This window comes from uncultured Thiodictyon sp., assembly GCA_903837595.1.
Lineage (GTDB): Bacteria > Pseudomonadota > Gammaproteobacteria > Chromatiales > Chromatiaceae > Thiodictyon.
In genome coordinates, this window is sequence record CAILVI010000488.1 from 1 (window position 1) to 13,550 (window position 13,550).

Annotated in this window: 19 protein-coding genes; 15 read left to right on the top strand and 4 right to left on the bottom strand. The window is 63.5% G+C overall.

Annotated features, from left to right (window positions below):
* The first annotated feature begins 377 nt into the window (after positions 1 to 377).
* From QZY44_RS29240 to QZY44_RS29285, 10 genes are all read left to right on the top strand, one after another.
* The gene (locus QZY44_RS29240; protein WP_295456164.1) at positions 378 to 653 is read left to right on the top strand and encodes a hypothetical protein; all 276 of its coding nucleotides are present in this window, start codon (positions 378 to 380) and stop codon (positions 651 to 653) included.
* Between the two features lie 138 nt (positions 654 to 791).
* Positions 792 to 1,199 (top strand): endonuclease domain-containing protein, encoded by a 408-nt coding sequence (locus QZY44_RS29245; RefSeq protein ID WP_295456165.1) that lies wholly within the window; start codon positions 792 to 794, stop codon positions 1,197 to 1,199.
* A 243-nt stretch (positions 1,200 to 1,442) separates the two neighbouring features.
* Positions 1,443 to 3,023, top strand: coding sequence for a class I SAM-dependent DNA methyltransferase (locus tag QZY44_RS29250; RefSeq protein ID WP_295456166.1), 1,581 nt, complete (start codon positions 1,443 to 1,445; stop codon positions 3,021 to 3,023).
* A gap of 328 nt (positions 3,024 to 3,351) precedes the next feature.
* Positions 3,352 to 4,311, top strand: coding sequence for a restriction endonuclease subunit S (locus tag QZY44_RS29255; RefSeq protein ID WP_295456167.1), 960 nt, complete (start codon positions 3,352 to 3,354; stop codon positions 4,309 to 4,311).
* Positions 4,312 to 4,443: 132 nt separating this feature from the next.
* Complete coding sequence (locus tag QZY44_RS29260) at positions 4,444 to 4,986, top strand: hypothetical protein (protein WP_295456168.1); 543 nt, start codon at positions 4,444 to 4,446, stop codon at positions 4,984 to 4,986.
* A gap of 17 nt (positions 4,987 to 5,003) precedes the next feature.
* Complete coding sequence (locus QZY44_RS29265; protein ID WP_295456169.1) at positions 5,004 to 5,555, top strand: transposase; 552 nt, start codon at positions 5,004 to 5,006, stop codon at positions 5,553 to 5,555.
* A gap of 78 nt (positions 5,556 to 5,633) precedes the next feature.
* Positions 5,634 to 6,047 carry a type I restriction endonuclease gene (locus QZY44_RS29270; protein WP_295456170.1) on the top strand — a complete coding sequence of 138 codons (414 nt, stop codon included), beginning with the start codon at positions 5,634 to 5,636 and terminating at the stop codon, positions 6,045 to 6,047.
* The gene (locus QZY44_RS29275; RefSeq protein ID WP_365305518.1) at positions 5,990 to 6,223 is read left to right on the top strand and encodes a type I restriction endonuclease; all 234 of its coding nucleotides are present in this window, start codon (positions 5,990 to 5,992) and stop codon (positions 6,221 to 6,223) included. Before QZY44_RS29270 ends, QZY44_RS29275 begins: the two co-directional genes overlap by 58 nt.
* Entirely contained in the window at positions 6,196 to 6,732 is a 537-nt protein-coding gene (locus QZY44_RS29280; protein ID WP_295456192.1) for a hypothetical protein, read from the top strand. The genes QZY44_RS29275 and QZY44_RS29280 overlap by 28 nt, the downstream gene beginning before the upstream one ends.
* Complete coding sequence (locus QZY44_RS29285) at positions 6,710 to 7,225, top strand: DEAD/DEAH box helicase family protein (protein WP_295456172.1); 516 nt, start codon at positions 6,710 to 6,712, stop codon at positions 7,223 to 7,225. Before QZY44_RS29280 ends, QZY44_RS29285 begins: the two co-directional genes overlap by 23 nt.
* 27 nt (positions 7,226 to 7,252) lie before the next feature.
* Here QZY44_RS29285 and QZY44_RS29290 read toward each other — a convergent pair whose 3' ends face one another.
* Entirely contained in the window at positions 7,253 to 7,399 is a 147-nt protein-coding gene (locus QZY44_RS29290; protein ID WP_295456173.1) for a hypothetical protein, read from the bottom strand.
* A 35-nt stretch (positions 7,400 to 7,434) separates the two neighbouring features.
* Here QZY44_RS29290 and QZY44_RS29295 point away from each other — a divergent pair, with 35 nt between their 5' ends.
* Complete coding sequence (locus QZY44_RS29295) at positions 7,435 to 8,604, top strand: type I restriction enzyme endonuclease domain-containing protein (protein ID WP_295456174.1); 1,170 nt, start codon at positions 7,435 to 7,437, stop codon at positions 8,602 to 8,604.
* Between the two features lie 153 nt (positions 8,605 to 8,757).
* On the opposite strand, the gene QZY44_RS29300 is transcribed toward QZY44_RS29295, so the two are convergent.
* Positions 8,758 to 9,066: an acylphosphatase gene (locus tag QZY44_RS29300; protein WP_295456175.1), complete on the bottom strand. Its 309-nt coding sequence runs from the start codon at positions 9,064 to 9,066 to the stop codon at positions 8,758 to 8,760.
* Between the two features lie 261 nt (positions 9,067 to 9,327).
* On the opposite strand from QZY44_RS29300, the gene wrbA reads away from it, so the two are divergent.
* The 3 genes from wrbA to QZY44_RS29315 all read left to right on the top strand — a co-directional run bounded on the left by wrbA (position 9,328) and on the right by QZY44_RS29315 (position 11,212).
* On the top strand, positions 9,328 to 9,942 hold the full coding sequence (gene wrbA / locus QZY44_RS29305; RefSeq protein WP_295456176.1) for an NAD(P)H:quinone oxidoreductase: 615 nt from the start codon (positions 9,328 to 9,330) through the stop codon (positions 9,940 to 9,942).
* A 21-nt stretch (positions 9,943 to 9,963) separates the two neighbouring features.
* Entirely contained in the window at positions 9,964 to 10,677 is a 714-nt protein-coding gene (gene hda / locus QZY44_RS29310) for a DnaA regulatory inactivator Hda (RefSeq protein WP_295456177.1), read from the top strand.
* A gap of 325 nt (positions 10,678 to 11,002) precedes the next feature.
* A complete protein-coding gene (locus tag QZY44_RS29315) occupies positions 11,003 to 11,212 on the top strand; it encodes a cold shock domain-containing protein (RefSeq protein WP_295456178.1) in 210 nt (69 codons plus the stop codon).
* Positions 11,213 to 11,345: 133 nt separating this feature from the next.
* On the opposite strand, the gene QZY44_RS29320 is transcribed toward QZY44_RS29315, so the two are convergent.
* Together QZY44_RS29320 and QZY44_RS29325 are read right to left on the bottom strand one after the other, a co-directional pair.
* Positions 11,346 to 11,903, bottom strand: coding sequence for a cache domain-containing protein (locus QZY44_RS29320; RefSeq protein ID WP_295456179.1), 558 nt, complete (start codon positions 11,901 to 11,903; stop codon positions 11,346 to 11,348).
* A 61-nt stretch (positions 11,904 to 11,964) separates the two neighbouring features.
* Positions 11,965 to 12,528 (bottom strand): acetate uptake transporter, encoded by a 564-nt coding sequence (locus QZY44_RS29325; RefSeq protein WP_295456180.1) that lies wholly within the window; start codon positions 12,526 to 12,528, stop codon positions 11,965 to 11,967.
* Positions 12,529 to 12,736: 208 nt separating this feature from the next.
* Between QZY44_RS29325 and QZY44_RS29330 the strand changes: the two genes are divergently transcribed.
* The gene (locus QZY44_RS29330; RefSeq protein ID WP_295456181.1) at positions 12,737 to 13,549 is read left to right on the top strand and encodes an ABC transporter permease; all 813 of its coding nucleotides are present in this window, start codon (positions 12,737 to 12,739) and stop codon (positions 13,547 to 13,549) included.
* Position 13,550 lies beyond the last annotated feature (1 nt).

Genomic DNA, 13,550 nt, shown 5'->3' on the forward strand with positions numbered 1-13,550 from the left:
CTCATTGAAATGGACGGCTTGGCGCATTCACGAAATTGCGACCGTACCCCACCGGACCCAGAAAATCCATCGGTTACCGCTTGGTATCATGCCCCATCGATCGGAAGTGGCGCCAAACTTAAACCATGGGGCCAGATTATAACAGATTGAGTAAGAAAGGGGTTTTCGGTTTCTGGCCAGGCACAAGTTTGCCGACGCCGACCATGCCGCCGCCGTCTCCAAACAGGGCACCGCCGATAAGAGGGCCGCCCGGGATGCGGCCGAGGACTATCTGCACGCCTTGATCCGGCGCATCAAGGCCGCCCCGGGCTTATACCCCGTCCATTGGCACCCTGCTCGGCATCGAGGGTGCCGAGAACACGGTCGATCCGGCGACGATGAAACCCACCCTGACGGCCCTGGATCTCGGCGGCGGCAAGATCCAGTTGCCCTTCTACAAAGGCCACAGTCACGGGGTGAAGTTCTACTCCAAACGCGGGGATGAGACCGAGTTCACCTACATGGACCGTTGCACCGTGTCGCCCTATATCGACAACCGCGCGCTACTGGTGCCCGGCAAGGCCGAGGTCCGCAAATATAAGGCGATCTATGTCCATGGCGACACCGAGTTCGGCCAATTCAGCGACCAGATCAATGTCGCCCGCTCGCCGTAGTCCCTGCACCTCAGTCCCCTCCCCCTTGTGGGGGAGGGTTAGGGTGACCACGCCCAAGCTCCGCGATAATGCCCGCGCCCTGCGCGTGAACCTCGTCCCCTCCCCCCTTGCAGGGGAGGGTTAGGGTGGGGGGTAACAATGCCTGAGCTACGCGACAACGCCCCAGCTCTGCGCAAGAACATGACCGACGCCGAGCGCCGCCTCTGGTCGTCCTTGCGCCACCAACAGCTCGGCGTCCGCTTTCGCCGCCAAGCCCCCATCGGCCCCTACATCGCGGATTTTGCCTGCTTTGCCCCCCGGATCGTCATCGAGATCGATGGCGGCCAGCATGCCGATCAACAGGACTACGACAGCCGCCGGGATGACTGGCTGAGGGCGCAGGGGTTTCGTGTACTGCGGTTCTGGAACAACGAGGTGTTGGGTAATACGCAGGGCGTGTTGGAGCGAATTCTGAGCGAACTGAGATGCAATCCCCCACCACTACCATCCCCCATCAGGGCGGCGGGAAAAGGATCGGCCGGGACGGCGACCGAGCTCGGCAAGTGATCGATCACGCCTGGGCTCTACCCCCACCCCTCCCCCACAAGGGGGGAGGGGAAAAGGATGAGTCAGCACACCAAGCCACCCCGGCAAGGAATAGATTGCGGCTGGACTCAACCTCTAACCCAACCTTCCACCACAAGGTTGGGGGCAAGAGTCGCGACGGATGTTATATTGGCAGTGGTATCGCACCTCGCGGGGTCGCCCCGTCCCGTGCGCCCCACATCGCCCAGGAGCACGCATTAGGCCATGGCTGAGGAAAAGACCAATGGAACGTCCGACCGCATGGGCGGGGACTTAGGCTTCGAGGCCGAACTGTTCAAGGCCGCAGACAAACTGCGCGGCAACATGGAGCCCTCCGACGACAAGCACGTCGCGCTGGGCCTGATCTTCCTCAAGCACATCTCCGACAGCTTCGAGGCCAAACACGCCGCGCTGCTGACGCAATACCCGGCGGGTGCCGAAGACCCAGACGAGTATGTTGCCGAGAACGTCTTCTGGGTGCCGCCGCCGGCGCGCTGGTCGCACCTGAAGGCGAAGGCCAGGCAGCCCGGTATCGGCAAGCTGATCGACGAGGCCATGCTCGCGATCGAGAAGGTCAACCTCAGCCTCAAGGGCGTGCTGCCCAAGGAGTACGCCCGCCCGGCACTCAACGCCGTGATGCTGGGCGAGTTGATCGACCTGATCTCCAGGATTGCACTCGGTGAGTCCCAGGACCGCGCCCGCGACGTGCTCGGCCGGGTCTACGAATACTTCCTTGGCCAGTTCGCCGGCTCCGAGAGCAAACGCGGCGGGGAGTTCTACACCCCGCGCTCGGTGGTGCGCGTCCTGGTCGAGATGCTCGAGCCCTTCCCGGACCCCGCCCGGAAGGTTCAGGGCCGGGTTTACGATCCCTGCTGCGGCTCCGGCGGCATGTTCGTGCAGACCGAGCGCTTCCTGACGACTCACGGCGGGCGCATCGGCGAGTTGGCCATCTACGGCCAGGAGTCGAACTACGTCACCTGGCGGCTATGCAAGATGAACCTGGCGGTGCGCGGCATTGATGCCGACATCCGCTGGAACAACGAGGGCAGTTTCCATAAGGACGAGCTCCCGGACCTGCGCGCCGACTTCATCCTCGCCAACCCGCCTTTCAACATCTCCGACTGGGGCGGGGACAAGCTGCGCGAGGATGCGCGCTGGAGCCACGGCACTCCGCCCGCGGGCAACACCAATTTCGCCTGGTTGCAGCACATCCTGCACCATCTGGGACCCAACGGCACCGCCGGGGTGGTACTCGCCAACGGCTCCATGTCCTCCAGCCAGTCGGGCGAGGGAGACATCCGCACGGCGATGGTCAAGGCCGACGTGGTCGACTGCATGATCGCGCTGCCTGGTCAGTTGTTCTACTCCACCCAGATCCCCGCCTGCCTGTGGTTCCTGGCGAAGAACAAAGCTGGCGGCTACCTGCGCGACCGCCGCGGTGAGTCCCTGTTCATGGACGCCCGCAAGCTCGGCCACCTAGTCGACCGCACCCGGCGCGAGCGGTCCGACGAGGACATCGACAAGATCGCCAACACCTACCACGCCTGGCGGGGCGAGATGGACGCGGGCAAATACGCCGACGTGCCGGGGTTCTGCAAGGCCACGGTCAAAGAGGAGATCGCCGGGCATGGCTATGTGCTGACACCGGGGCGCTATGTCGGGGCGGCGGCGGTGGAGGAGGACGGGACGCCCTTCGTGGAGCGGTTCGCAGCGTTGCAGGAGACGTTGGAGGGACAGTTTGAGGAGGCGGAGCGGTTGACGGCGGTCATTCGGGAGAGGCTGGCTGGGATCGTATATGTCAGCTAGCCCGCCGGTATCGCACGTTGCGGATTGGCCTGTAGTTCGACTCGCGGACATTGCTACAAAGATCGGCTCAGGGGCGACGCCGACTGGCGGGCAAGGGTCATATCTGGCCCAACGTAGCCGCTTCGTCTTAGTCAGGAGTCAAAATGTTTTCGACCGTTGTTTTAACTCCGCTGGTCTTGCGTTCATTTCGGATGAGCAGGCAAGTAGATTGCGAGGAGTCGCGCTCCAAGAAGGCGATTTAGTGCTCAACATTACGGGCGACGGTATAACATTTGCTCGCGCTTGCGAGGTTCCAGGCGACATATTACCCGCTTGTGTGAACCAGCATGTGGCAATCATACGTCTGGACCGGGCACAGGCCGCACCGGGTTATGTTCTTTCGTATCTCACCCACCCAGCGATCAAATCCTATATCGAAGCGTTTCAAATCCCGTTGCCACCGTTACCCGAACAGCAGGGAATAGCCTATCTTCTCGGCGCCCTCGACGACAAGATCGAGCTAAACAGCGGGATGAACGAGACGCTGGAGGCGATGGCGCGGGCGCTGTTCAAGGACTGGTTCGTTGATTTCGGCCCCACCCGCGCCAGGCAGGAAGGCTTGGAACCGTACCTCACCCCCGAGCTGTGGTCCCTGTTCCCCGATCGGCTCGATGTCGAGGGGAAGCCTGAGGGATGGGAGCCCCAGCCGCTGCTCCATAATCATGCCCGTTTGGTGTCGGGCGGCACACCAAAGACAGAAGTTACTGAGTATTGGGGCGGCCCAATATCCTGGGCTAGCGCAAAGGATGTCAGCCAATGCGGCCAGCCGTTCCTGGTTGCCACCGAGCAGACGATCACTCAGCGTGGGCTCGAAGAGAGCGCGACGCGCTTGATCCCCAGATACGTCACGGTTGTTGTGGCTCGTGATGCCACAACCGGTCGCTTCTGTCTCTTTGGCGATGCGATGGCAATGAACCAGACATGCGACGCGCTTACGTCCCCACAAGGTCAGTCGTTCTGGCTGAACTGTGCCTTTGACGCGCTTATAGATCACCTCACTCAGTCTGGACACGGATCGGTATTTAATACCATCACAACAAAGACGATCGAAAGCGCGCGCGTAATGATCGCGACCAATGGATTGATCGAGCACTTTGAAAGGATGGTTGAGCCATTATTCACGCGGATGCTTGCCAACATCGAAGAATCCCGCACCCTCGCCCAAACCCGCAACCTCCTCCTCCCCAAGCTGATGTCCGGCGAGGTCCGCATCCGGGACGCCGAGTCGGTCGTGGAATCGGTGCTGTGAGATTCAGGGGGATTCGTTCATGACCCAAGGGCGCCGGTATGTCGGGTTACGGCGAGTGCGGGTCTCATTGCGCGGACTCGGCTATTGGAGTGACGCGCCTAACCCGACCTACGGAATCGCGCGAGGCTTCATATGCTGATCCTCTCACGAGAAGCACGCCTCAAAGTAAGCAGACACGCCTGGAACGTCTTTCCTCTTGAAGCCTTTGGATATTTGTTGGGCAAGACGCGCGACTACGAAATCTATGCTGCCCTCCCGTTTTCCAAGACGCAATATTGGGGCAAGTACGACGATCGCTGGAGCGTGGTTCCCGAGAGCATCGATAAAGCACGCATGGTAGGCCAATTATTCGCTTTGGATGTTGTCGGATTCTACGCATCGACAGATGTCACCCAGCGCGATAGTTTCCCGCTTCCCTCATTCGGACGTTTCGCGGACATCGTCATGCTTTATCAAACAATTTGCTGCCCAAGTTGCTCTTGGTGTTCCTATTTCAAAGACGGCCGATGGCTAACGCCCGACGAGGATTATGTTACGCCCCACGGCAGAAGAATAAGGCCCGAAATCAACCAAAAGCGAATCCTCAAGGCGTGGCGTATGATTCACGGCCCCATCGACTACTCGAATCGCTCCGGACCTGACGAAGATCCCGTAGGTCGGGTTAGCGAAGCGTAACCCGACAAGAGCCCGGCATGGATATTCCAACAATGCAATATCGGCGCGCGATTGTCCCCGGCGGCACTTTTTTCTTCACCCTCGTCACCCAGGGCCGCCGCCCGCTATTTGCCGACCCGCCGACTATCGATTGCTTGCGCGCGGCGTTTCGCGCGGTCAAGGTGAAGCATCCATTTCGGATCGACGCGATCGTGATTATGCCCGACCATCTGCATTGCATCTGGACCCTTCCCACGGAGGATGTGGATCATTCTCTACGTTGGCGACTCATAAAGACCTGGGTTACCAAGCATTGGCCTGCACCTTTACCGGTTCCGGCCGATCAGGCGCGGCGGGCGAGGGGCGAGCAGGCGTTATGGCAACATCGTTACCGGGAGCATGTGATCCGTGACGAGGAAGATTTTTCCCGGCATGTCGATTACATCCACTACAATCCCGTGAAACATGGGTATGTCGCCATGGCAGCAGATTGGCCCTATTCGAGTTTCCTGCGTTTTGTGGAGTTTGGACTTTATCCGCGGGATTGGGCGTGCAAGGATGCGGCGTTCGCGGGCGTGGGGCATGATTGATGGTGCGGCTGTCGGGTTACGCTGCGCTAACCCGACCTACATATTGGACGAATCAGCCAAGCAGGAGTCACCCGCGTCATGACTTACCTCTCCGAGGCCGACATCGAGAACGCCCTCCTGGAGCATCTGGAGAGCCTGGGCTACACCCACGCCACCGATGCCCAGATCGGCCCCGACGGTAGCGCCCCCGAGCGCGAGGCATACTCGGACGTGCTGTTACTGGGACGCCTGACGGCCGCCATCGATCAGCTCAATCCGCTGATCCCTGCTGAGGCCCGCCATGATGCCCTGATGCAGGTCGTCGCGAGTGCGTCGCTCTCGCTGATTGAGGAGAACCGCCGCCTGCATAAGCTCATCGTCGACGGCGTTGCGGTGGAGTTCCTGATTCGGGAGGGGCCGACGATGGAACCATCCGCGGCGACACGGTGCGCCTGGTGGACTTTGCGGACCCGGACGCCAACGACTGGCTGGCGATGGCCCAGTTCACCGTGATCGAGAACGGGAGCAAGCGGCGCGCCGACGTGGTGCTGTTCGTCAACGGCCTGCCCCTGGCGGTGATCGAACTCAAGAACGGGACGAACAGGCCACCCTCACCGGGGCCTTCAACCAGCTCCAGACCTATAAGGCGCAGGTCCCCTCGCTGTTCCGCACCAATCCAGTCCTGGTGACCTCCGACGGCCTCGCCGCCCGGATCGGCTCACTGACGGCCGACGCGGAGCGCTTCATGCCCTGGCGCACCGTTGACGGGCGCACGATCGCGCCGAAGACCACGCCGCAGTTACCTGTCCTGACCGAAGGGCTGTTCGAGCGCAGCCACTTCCTGGCCCTGATCCAGGACTTCATCGTGTTCGGCAACACCGGCTCTGGTCTGATCAAGATCATCGCCGGCTATCACCAGTTCCATGCCGTGCGGCGCGCGGTGGAATCGACGTTGCGCGCCATCACCGATGTCGGGTTACGCTGCGCTAACCCGACCTACGGCGGGGCGCGGGAGGACCCGGCGGGCTACGGACTGCCGGGGGTGAAGGATTACCGCCCGGGGGATCGGCGTATCGGGGTGATCTGGCACACCCAGGGCTCCGGCAAGAGCCTGCTGATGGTCTTCTACGTCGGGCAACTGGTGCGCCGACCGGAGTTGGAGAACCTCCACCATCGTGGTCATCACCGACCGCAATGACCTCGACGACCAGCTGTTTGCCCCCTTTGCCATGTGCTCGGACCTGCTGCGCCAGACGCCGGTCCAGGCGCAGAGCCGTGAGGACTTGCGCAACGCACTGAATCGCGCCTGCGGCGGCATCATCTTCACCACCATCCAGAAGTTCTCACCGGCCGCGGGTGAGGACGTCTTCCCGCTGCTGACCGACCACCGCAATGTAATGGTGATCGCCGACGAGGCGCACCGCAGCCAGTACGGCTTCAAGGCGCGGCTGGACCGCACGACCGGTGAGATCGACTACGGCTTTGCCAAGCATCTACGCGACGCCGTGCCCAATGCCTCCTTCATCGGCTTCACCGCGACACCGATCGAGCACGACGACATCAACACCCCGGCGGTGTTCGGCGACTACATCGACATCTACGACATTAGCCACGCGGTCGAGGACGGCGCGACGGTGCCGATCTACTACGAGAGCCGGCTCGCCCGTATCGAGCTGCCCGAGGATGAGTAGCCGTGCATCGATGCCGAGATCGCCGCGCTAACCGAGGATGATGCGCAGAGCGAGCAGGAACGCCTGAAGCGCAAGTGGTCCACGGTCGAGGCCCTGGTCGGAGCCGAGCGGCGCCTGAACCTGGTGGCCGCCGACCTGGTGCAGCACTTTGAGGACCGCGTGGCCGCGCTCCACGGCAAGGCCATAATCGTCTGCATGTCGACAAACCGATGCATGGCTACGCTCTGATGCAGGCCATTGCGCGGATCAACCGGGTGTTCCGCGACAAGCCGGCGGGCCTGGTGGTGGACTACATCGGCATCGCCCAGAACATCAAGGAGGCGCTGCGCCAGTATTCAGCCACGGACCAGGACCAGACCGGCATTGACGAGGCACAAGCGGTGGCGGTGCTGCTGGAGAAGTACGACGTGGTAGCGGCGATGGTCCACGGCTTCGATTACCGCCGGGGCCTCAAAGGCACGCCGCAACAGCGCCTGGTGGTCATGGCCGAGGCCATCGAGTGGATTCTTGCGCATCAGCACGCGGCGGCAGAGCGGGAAGAGAAGGCAGAGAAGGCAGAGAACAAGAAGCGCGCGCACCGCCGCTATCAGGATGCGGTGCTGGCCCTGACTAAGGCGTTCGCCCTGGCGGCGGCGAGCGACGCGGCCCGGGCGATCCGCGACGAGGTCGGTTTCTTTCAGACCATCCGCGCTGCCCTGGTTAAGAGCGGTGGAAGCGGCGGCACGGCCGGGACCAGCCGGGACTTTGCCATCGCCCAGATCATTGACCGCGCCGTGGTTTCCACCGAGATCGTCGACATCCTGACCGCGGCCGGGCTGGCCACGCCGGATATCTCTATTCTGTCCGAAGAGTTCCTCGCCGAGCTCGCGCAGATGAAGAACCTGGCGCTGGAGGCCCTGCGTCGGCTCCTCAACGACGAGATTCGCTCGCGCACCCGCACCAATGTGGTGGAGACCAAGCGGTTCTCCGAGCGGCTGGAGGAGGCCATCGCGCGTTACCACACCAACGCCATCAGCACGGTGGCGATCCTGCGCGAGCTGATTGATATCGCGCGTGACATCCGCGCGGCCCGCCAACGGGGTGAGGCGCAGGGGCTGTCGGCGGACGAGATCGCCTTCTACGATGCTCTGGCCGAGAACCAGAGCGCGATCGAGGTGATGGGTGACGACACACTCAAAGTCATCGCGCACGAGTTGCTGACCGGCCTGCGCGGCGGTATGACCGTGGACTGGTCACACCGCGAGAGTGCCCGCGCCGGGATGCGGGTGCTGGTGAAGCGTATCCTGCGCAAGTACGGCTACCCGCCGGACCTTGAGAGTGCCGCCGTGCGGACGGTGCTTGCTCAGGCCGAGGCGCTGTCGACGCACTGGGCCGCCTGACGATGGGCAAACAGCCGCGGTAACGGCCATGGCGCCCGCGCCGCCCCGCAAGATGAAAGTGGCGGGCGCCTTGGCCGTTCCCCCACCCCGCCCTCCCCCAATAGGGGAGGGAGAATTGGAGCGCGCTCCCGGCGCGACTTTCACAGTAACCCTTCAATCCACCGAGAACCCGGACCAGGACTGATAGTCCCGCGGCTCGCAGTTGACCGCGGCGACCCGTGCCATGGGCGGACCCGAGCGCAACCAGTAGCGCAGTTGCGCTACCGCGTCAGGGGGCCCGCAGGCCAGCACCTCCACGCGGCCATCGGGCAGGTTGCGGGCATAGCCGGTCACACCGAGCCGTACCGCCTGCTCCCGGGTGGCGCCGCGGAAGTAGACCCCTTGGACGCGCCCCTCGACCAGACAGCGGCAGCACACCGGCGGCGCCTCATTCTCGACCACGTCAGGCCGCGCATCAGCCACGGGGAGGCACCCAGCGCCAGGCGTAGCAGCGGTCGACCAGCACCGCGGTTGGTCTGTAGCAAAGGGGCTGATCGGGACTCATGGCAGGCGTCTCCTCTAACAAAGGTCATTGTCTTGTGGGCATTTTTTTCGTTTCTTACGGAGCGCCGCGCGTCTTGGGTTACACTGCGGCGTCTTGATCCAGCGGTCGCAACGGCTGTGCGCGGACGCCCCAGGACCAGCGGCCACGCACTGTCCCGAACTCCCTTTGAGGTATTGCACTTGAGCTACATCCTGGTCCTCTATTACAGCCGCCACGGGGCCACCGCCGAGTTGGCCCGACAAGTGGCACGCGGCATCGAGTCGGTGCCCGGGGTGCAGGCGCGGCTGCGTACCGTGCCCGCCGTCTCCACTGTGTGTGAAGCCGTGGAGCCCGGGGTCCCGCCCACCGGCGCCCCCTATGCCACCCATGAGGACCTGCGTCACTGCGTCGGACTCGCCCTGGGCAGCCCGACCCGCTTCGGCAACATGGCCGCGCCGATGAAATATTTCATCGACGGCACCAGTCCACTGTGGCTCAACGGCGCCCTGGCCGGCAAGCCGGCCGGCGTCTTTACCTCCACCTCCAGTCTCCACGGGGGCCAGGAATCGACCTTACTGACGATGATGGTGCCGCTACTGCATCACGGGATGCTCTTGATGGGTCTGCCCTACAGCGAGGGCGACCTGCTGCACACCCGCGGCGGCGGCACCCCCTACGGGCCCTCACACGTCGCCGGGCCGGACAATAGTTTGCCTTTGACCGAGGAGGAGCGGCGACTCTGCCAGGCACTCGGCCGGCGACTGGCGCGGACCGCGCTGGCCCTCACGCGGGCGGGGGACACCGGGCCCGACTGACCCCCCGGTGCTCGCAATCCATTGTTTAACGCCGCCCTGCAACTGCACCTGCCGATCGAACTGGTCAGCGAACCGACGCTGGCCGAGTATCTGCCGGGGCCGAACGCGGAGGCGGTCGCGGCCATCCGGGGGACGGCGATCGGCGGCGGCGAGCCCTTCATCTTTCTGTTCGGTCCGCCGGAGACCGGCAAGTCCCACCTGTTGCAGGCCGCCTGCCTGGCGGCCGCGCAGGTGGGGCGTCAGGCCCATTACATCCCGCTCGGTCGCGCCGGGATCGAGCCGGACATCCTGGAGTCACTGGAACGGCTGGATCTGGTGGCCCTGGACGATGTGGAGCGGATTGCCGGGGCGCCGATCTGGGAACGTGCAGTGTTCGATCTATTCAACCGACTGCGCGAGCGCCGCCGTGCACTGATTGCTGCGGCCAGCGCGCCCCCAGATGACCTGGCGCTCGGCTTGCCGGACCTGCGCTCGCGTCTGCATTGGGGACCGCGGTACCGATTGCTCCCACTCACCGAGCGGGATATCGAGGCCCTGCTGTGCGCCGCCGCCCGGCGGCGCGGGATGCCGCTGCCCGCGGAGGTGACACGCTACATCCTGACCCATCACCCGCGCCACCCCTCCGCCCTGCTGGAACTGGTGGCGCGGATCGACAGCCTGTCACTGCGCGAGCAGCGCCCGCCGACTATCCCGCTGGTGCGCCGCGTCATGCGGGGGGGGGAGGAGTTGTTATAACGATGGGCGCTTAAGCCTTCACCGCATCATGCCGGAGCGCATCGGCTCACGCCCGGATGGTGTCCAGGCCACAGCCCCCCATTGCCGGCTGGTGAAGCCTTTGCCGGCCCTCTTCTCGTGAGAAGATGAGCCACATTAGAATAAGTCATCGCCGCATGAGCCCCCCCCGCCAGCTATCCGGCGCCGTGCCGGCACGACAACGCGCAAAGCGCGGTGACGCACGGGAGCCGCACACCGGAATCTTGACGGCACGCCGCGTTGATCAGATACTAAGGAACTCCCGGCTTCCCGTCCCCCATCCGCTCTTCCTTCAGAGATCACAAACATGGCTAAACTTCGTGGCAAGGTCAAATTTTTCAACGAATCAAAAGGCTTTGGTTTCATCGCACCGGCCGATGGCTCCAAGGACGTGTTCGTCCATTTCTCGGCGATTCAAAGCGATTCTTTTAAGACGTTGAGCGAGGGCCAGGAGGTGGAATTCGAAATCGAAAGCACTCCCAAAGGCCCGGCCGCCGTCCGTGTGGTGGCACTCTAACCGGCGAATTTCCAAATACCCGCAGGGGCGGGGCGGGGTCTGGACCCCGCCCCACCGCCCTGCGCCGCCTGGCGCAGGATGGCGGCATCCCGGCCGCCAATCACCACCAAATAGCGCTGACCTGGTCGCCGTGTCAGGGCACCGCCTTCTGCGGCTTGGCGGAGTCCTCGACGATCTTGCTCAGATCGGCCGGGGTCAGCTTCTCGTCATAGATCCCGGCGCCGACCTGGATATCCGACTTGAACGAGACCGGGGCGCTATGGACATAGGAGATCTTGCGCGAGGCCTTGGCCTCACCCGGCTTCGGCCACCAATACTCGACCCAGCCGCCATTCGGATTTCCGGCCGCCTTGCACATGTCCTGGAACAGGGCATGATCCTTGTCATCGCGCATCTGCAGGATGGGCTTACCGACCAGGTCGGGGCGCAGCGGGTGGGCAATCATCACATTGTCATTGCAGCTATAGACGAACACATAGCTGTCTTTCCACACCCAGCGGGCGTCTTTGTTGTTGTTGAAATCGGAGAAACCGGCTAAACCCTTATCGTTCAGGTATTGGACGGCTTCCTTAACCTTGGCCACCACCTCTTGGGCGGAGGCAGAGGCGGGGGCGTCCGCGGCCCAGGTCAGGGCGGGGCTGCTGCCCAGCGTCAGGATCAGGCCGGCCAGGGCACACTGCGTTTTTCCCATTGTCGAGTCCTCTTGAGTCGAATCGGTCAGGATAAGGCGGGAGCGTCGGGGCGCGCCGGACTCACGCCCAGGGCTTGCCCGCGGGCAGGAGTTCGCGCCCGTAGAGCTCGTTCAGGATGATGCGGGCCATCATATACCAGGCGCTCAGGGCACAGACGATCAGGGTATAGCCGGCCACGACGGTCATTTGGGGATAACCGAAGTGCGCCAGGTCCAACAGGATGAAGCCGGCCAACAACAAGGTGAAGGTCACTGCCATGGCGCCGTGGATGCGCAATGAACCGACCCAGAGGATCGCCGTGAACAGGGTCCAGGCGACCAGGAACCAACCGACGTCCTCCGTACTCGCCTTGAAGAGGTCGTATTTGTTGGCGATCAACATCAGTGCCAGCGCGATCCAGAAGGCACCATAGGAAGTGAAGGCGCAATAGCCGAAGTTGTTGCCGGTCTTCTGCTCCTGCAGCCCGGCGGCGAGTTGCGCCAGACCGCCGAAGATGAGTCCGAGCCACACCACCGGCCCAATACTGGGCATCCAGCCCACGTTATGGAATTGCAGCACCAGTGTGGTGAGACCGAAGCCGGCGAGACCGACCACGGCCGGATTGCCGAGTTTTTGTTCTGCCATTATTTAATGCCCAAATGCTTAGAAGAGAAGGAAGCCCCCTGCGCTGACGACTGCGCGGGCGAATGTTAACCGATATTGGCGACCTAGCCTTAGCCCTATCTTTCGCGACCGCTCACGCCGCCACGCAGCAGCGAGGCGCCGGCACGGCGGCCCCCGCAGCCTCATCACGGCAGCCGCGGCGCGCGAAAGGCGATAAATTGACGCAGCCATGAGCAACCCCCACCCGATCGCTGCCGCCGCGCAACCCGAGCGACCCTTCACGGGCCCGGTGGGCTGGATCGAGGGACTGGGACTCGCGGCCGTCACCCTGCTCAACTGCCTGAGCCTGTATCTGCGCATCCTGGCCGGGCGGGCGCGGCTCGATGTGCCGGCCTTCGCCGCGGCGCTGCGCCAGTCGGGGCTGTCCATCCTGCCCGCCATCACGCTCGTCGCGCTCGCCCTGGGCGCCATCCTGGGACACCAGACCGGCTCGCTCCTGCAGCGCTTCGAGCTGCCGCAATTGGTGCTCCTGTCGATCACCTACGCAGTAGTCATGGAACTGGTCCCGATCCTGGTCGGCATCCTGGTGGCCGGCCGCGCCGGGGTGAATCTGGCGGTACGCCAGGCCACCTTGTCGGTCAGCGGCGAGGTCGATGGGCTCCTGGCCATGGGCATCGATCCCATCGAGTACACCCTGGGTCCAACCCTGCTCGCAATGATGGTTATGAGTTTCGCCTTCGCCGTCTGGGCCAGCCTCATGACCTTCATCGCCACCTTCCTGTGGCTATCGATGGTGGCGGCGGTCCCGCCGGCCCTGTTCCTGGATGCATTCACCACGGTCATCAAGCCCGCGGACCTGCTGGAGGCGATCGGCAAGCCGATGCTCTTTGCCCTGCTGATCGCCCTGATCGCGACCGTCAACGGCACCGCCGCCGGACGCGATCCGCAGGGCATCGGCGCGGCCGCCACGCGCACCATGGTCGGGGCCGTCGCGGCCATCCTGGTCGCGGACTTGGCCGTCATCCTGCTGACCCGGCCCTAAG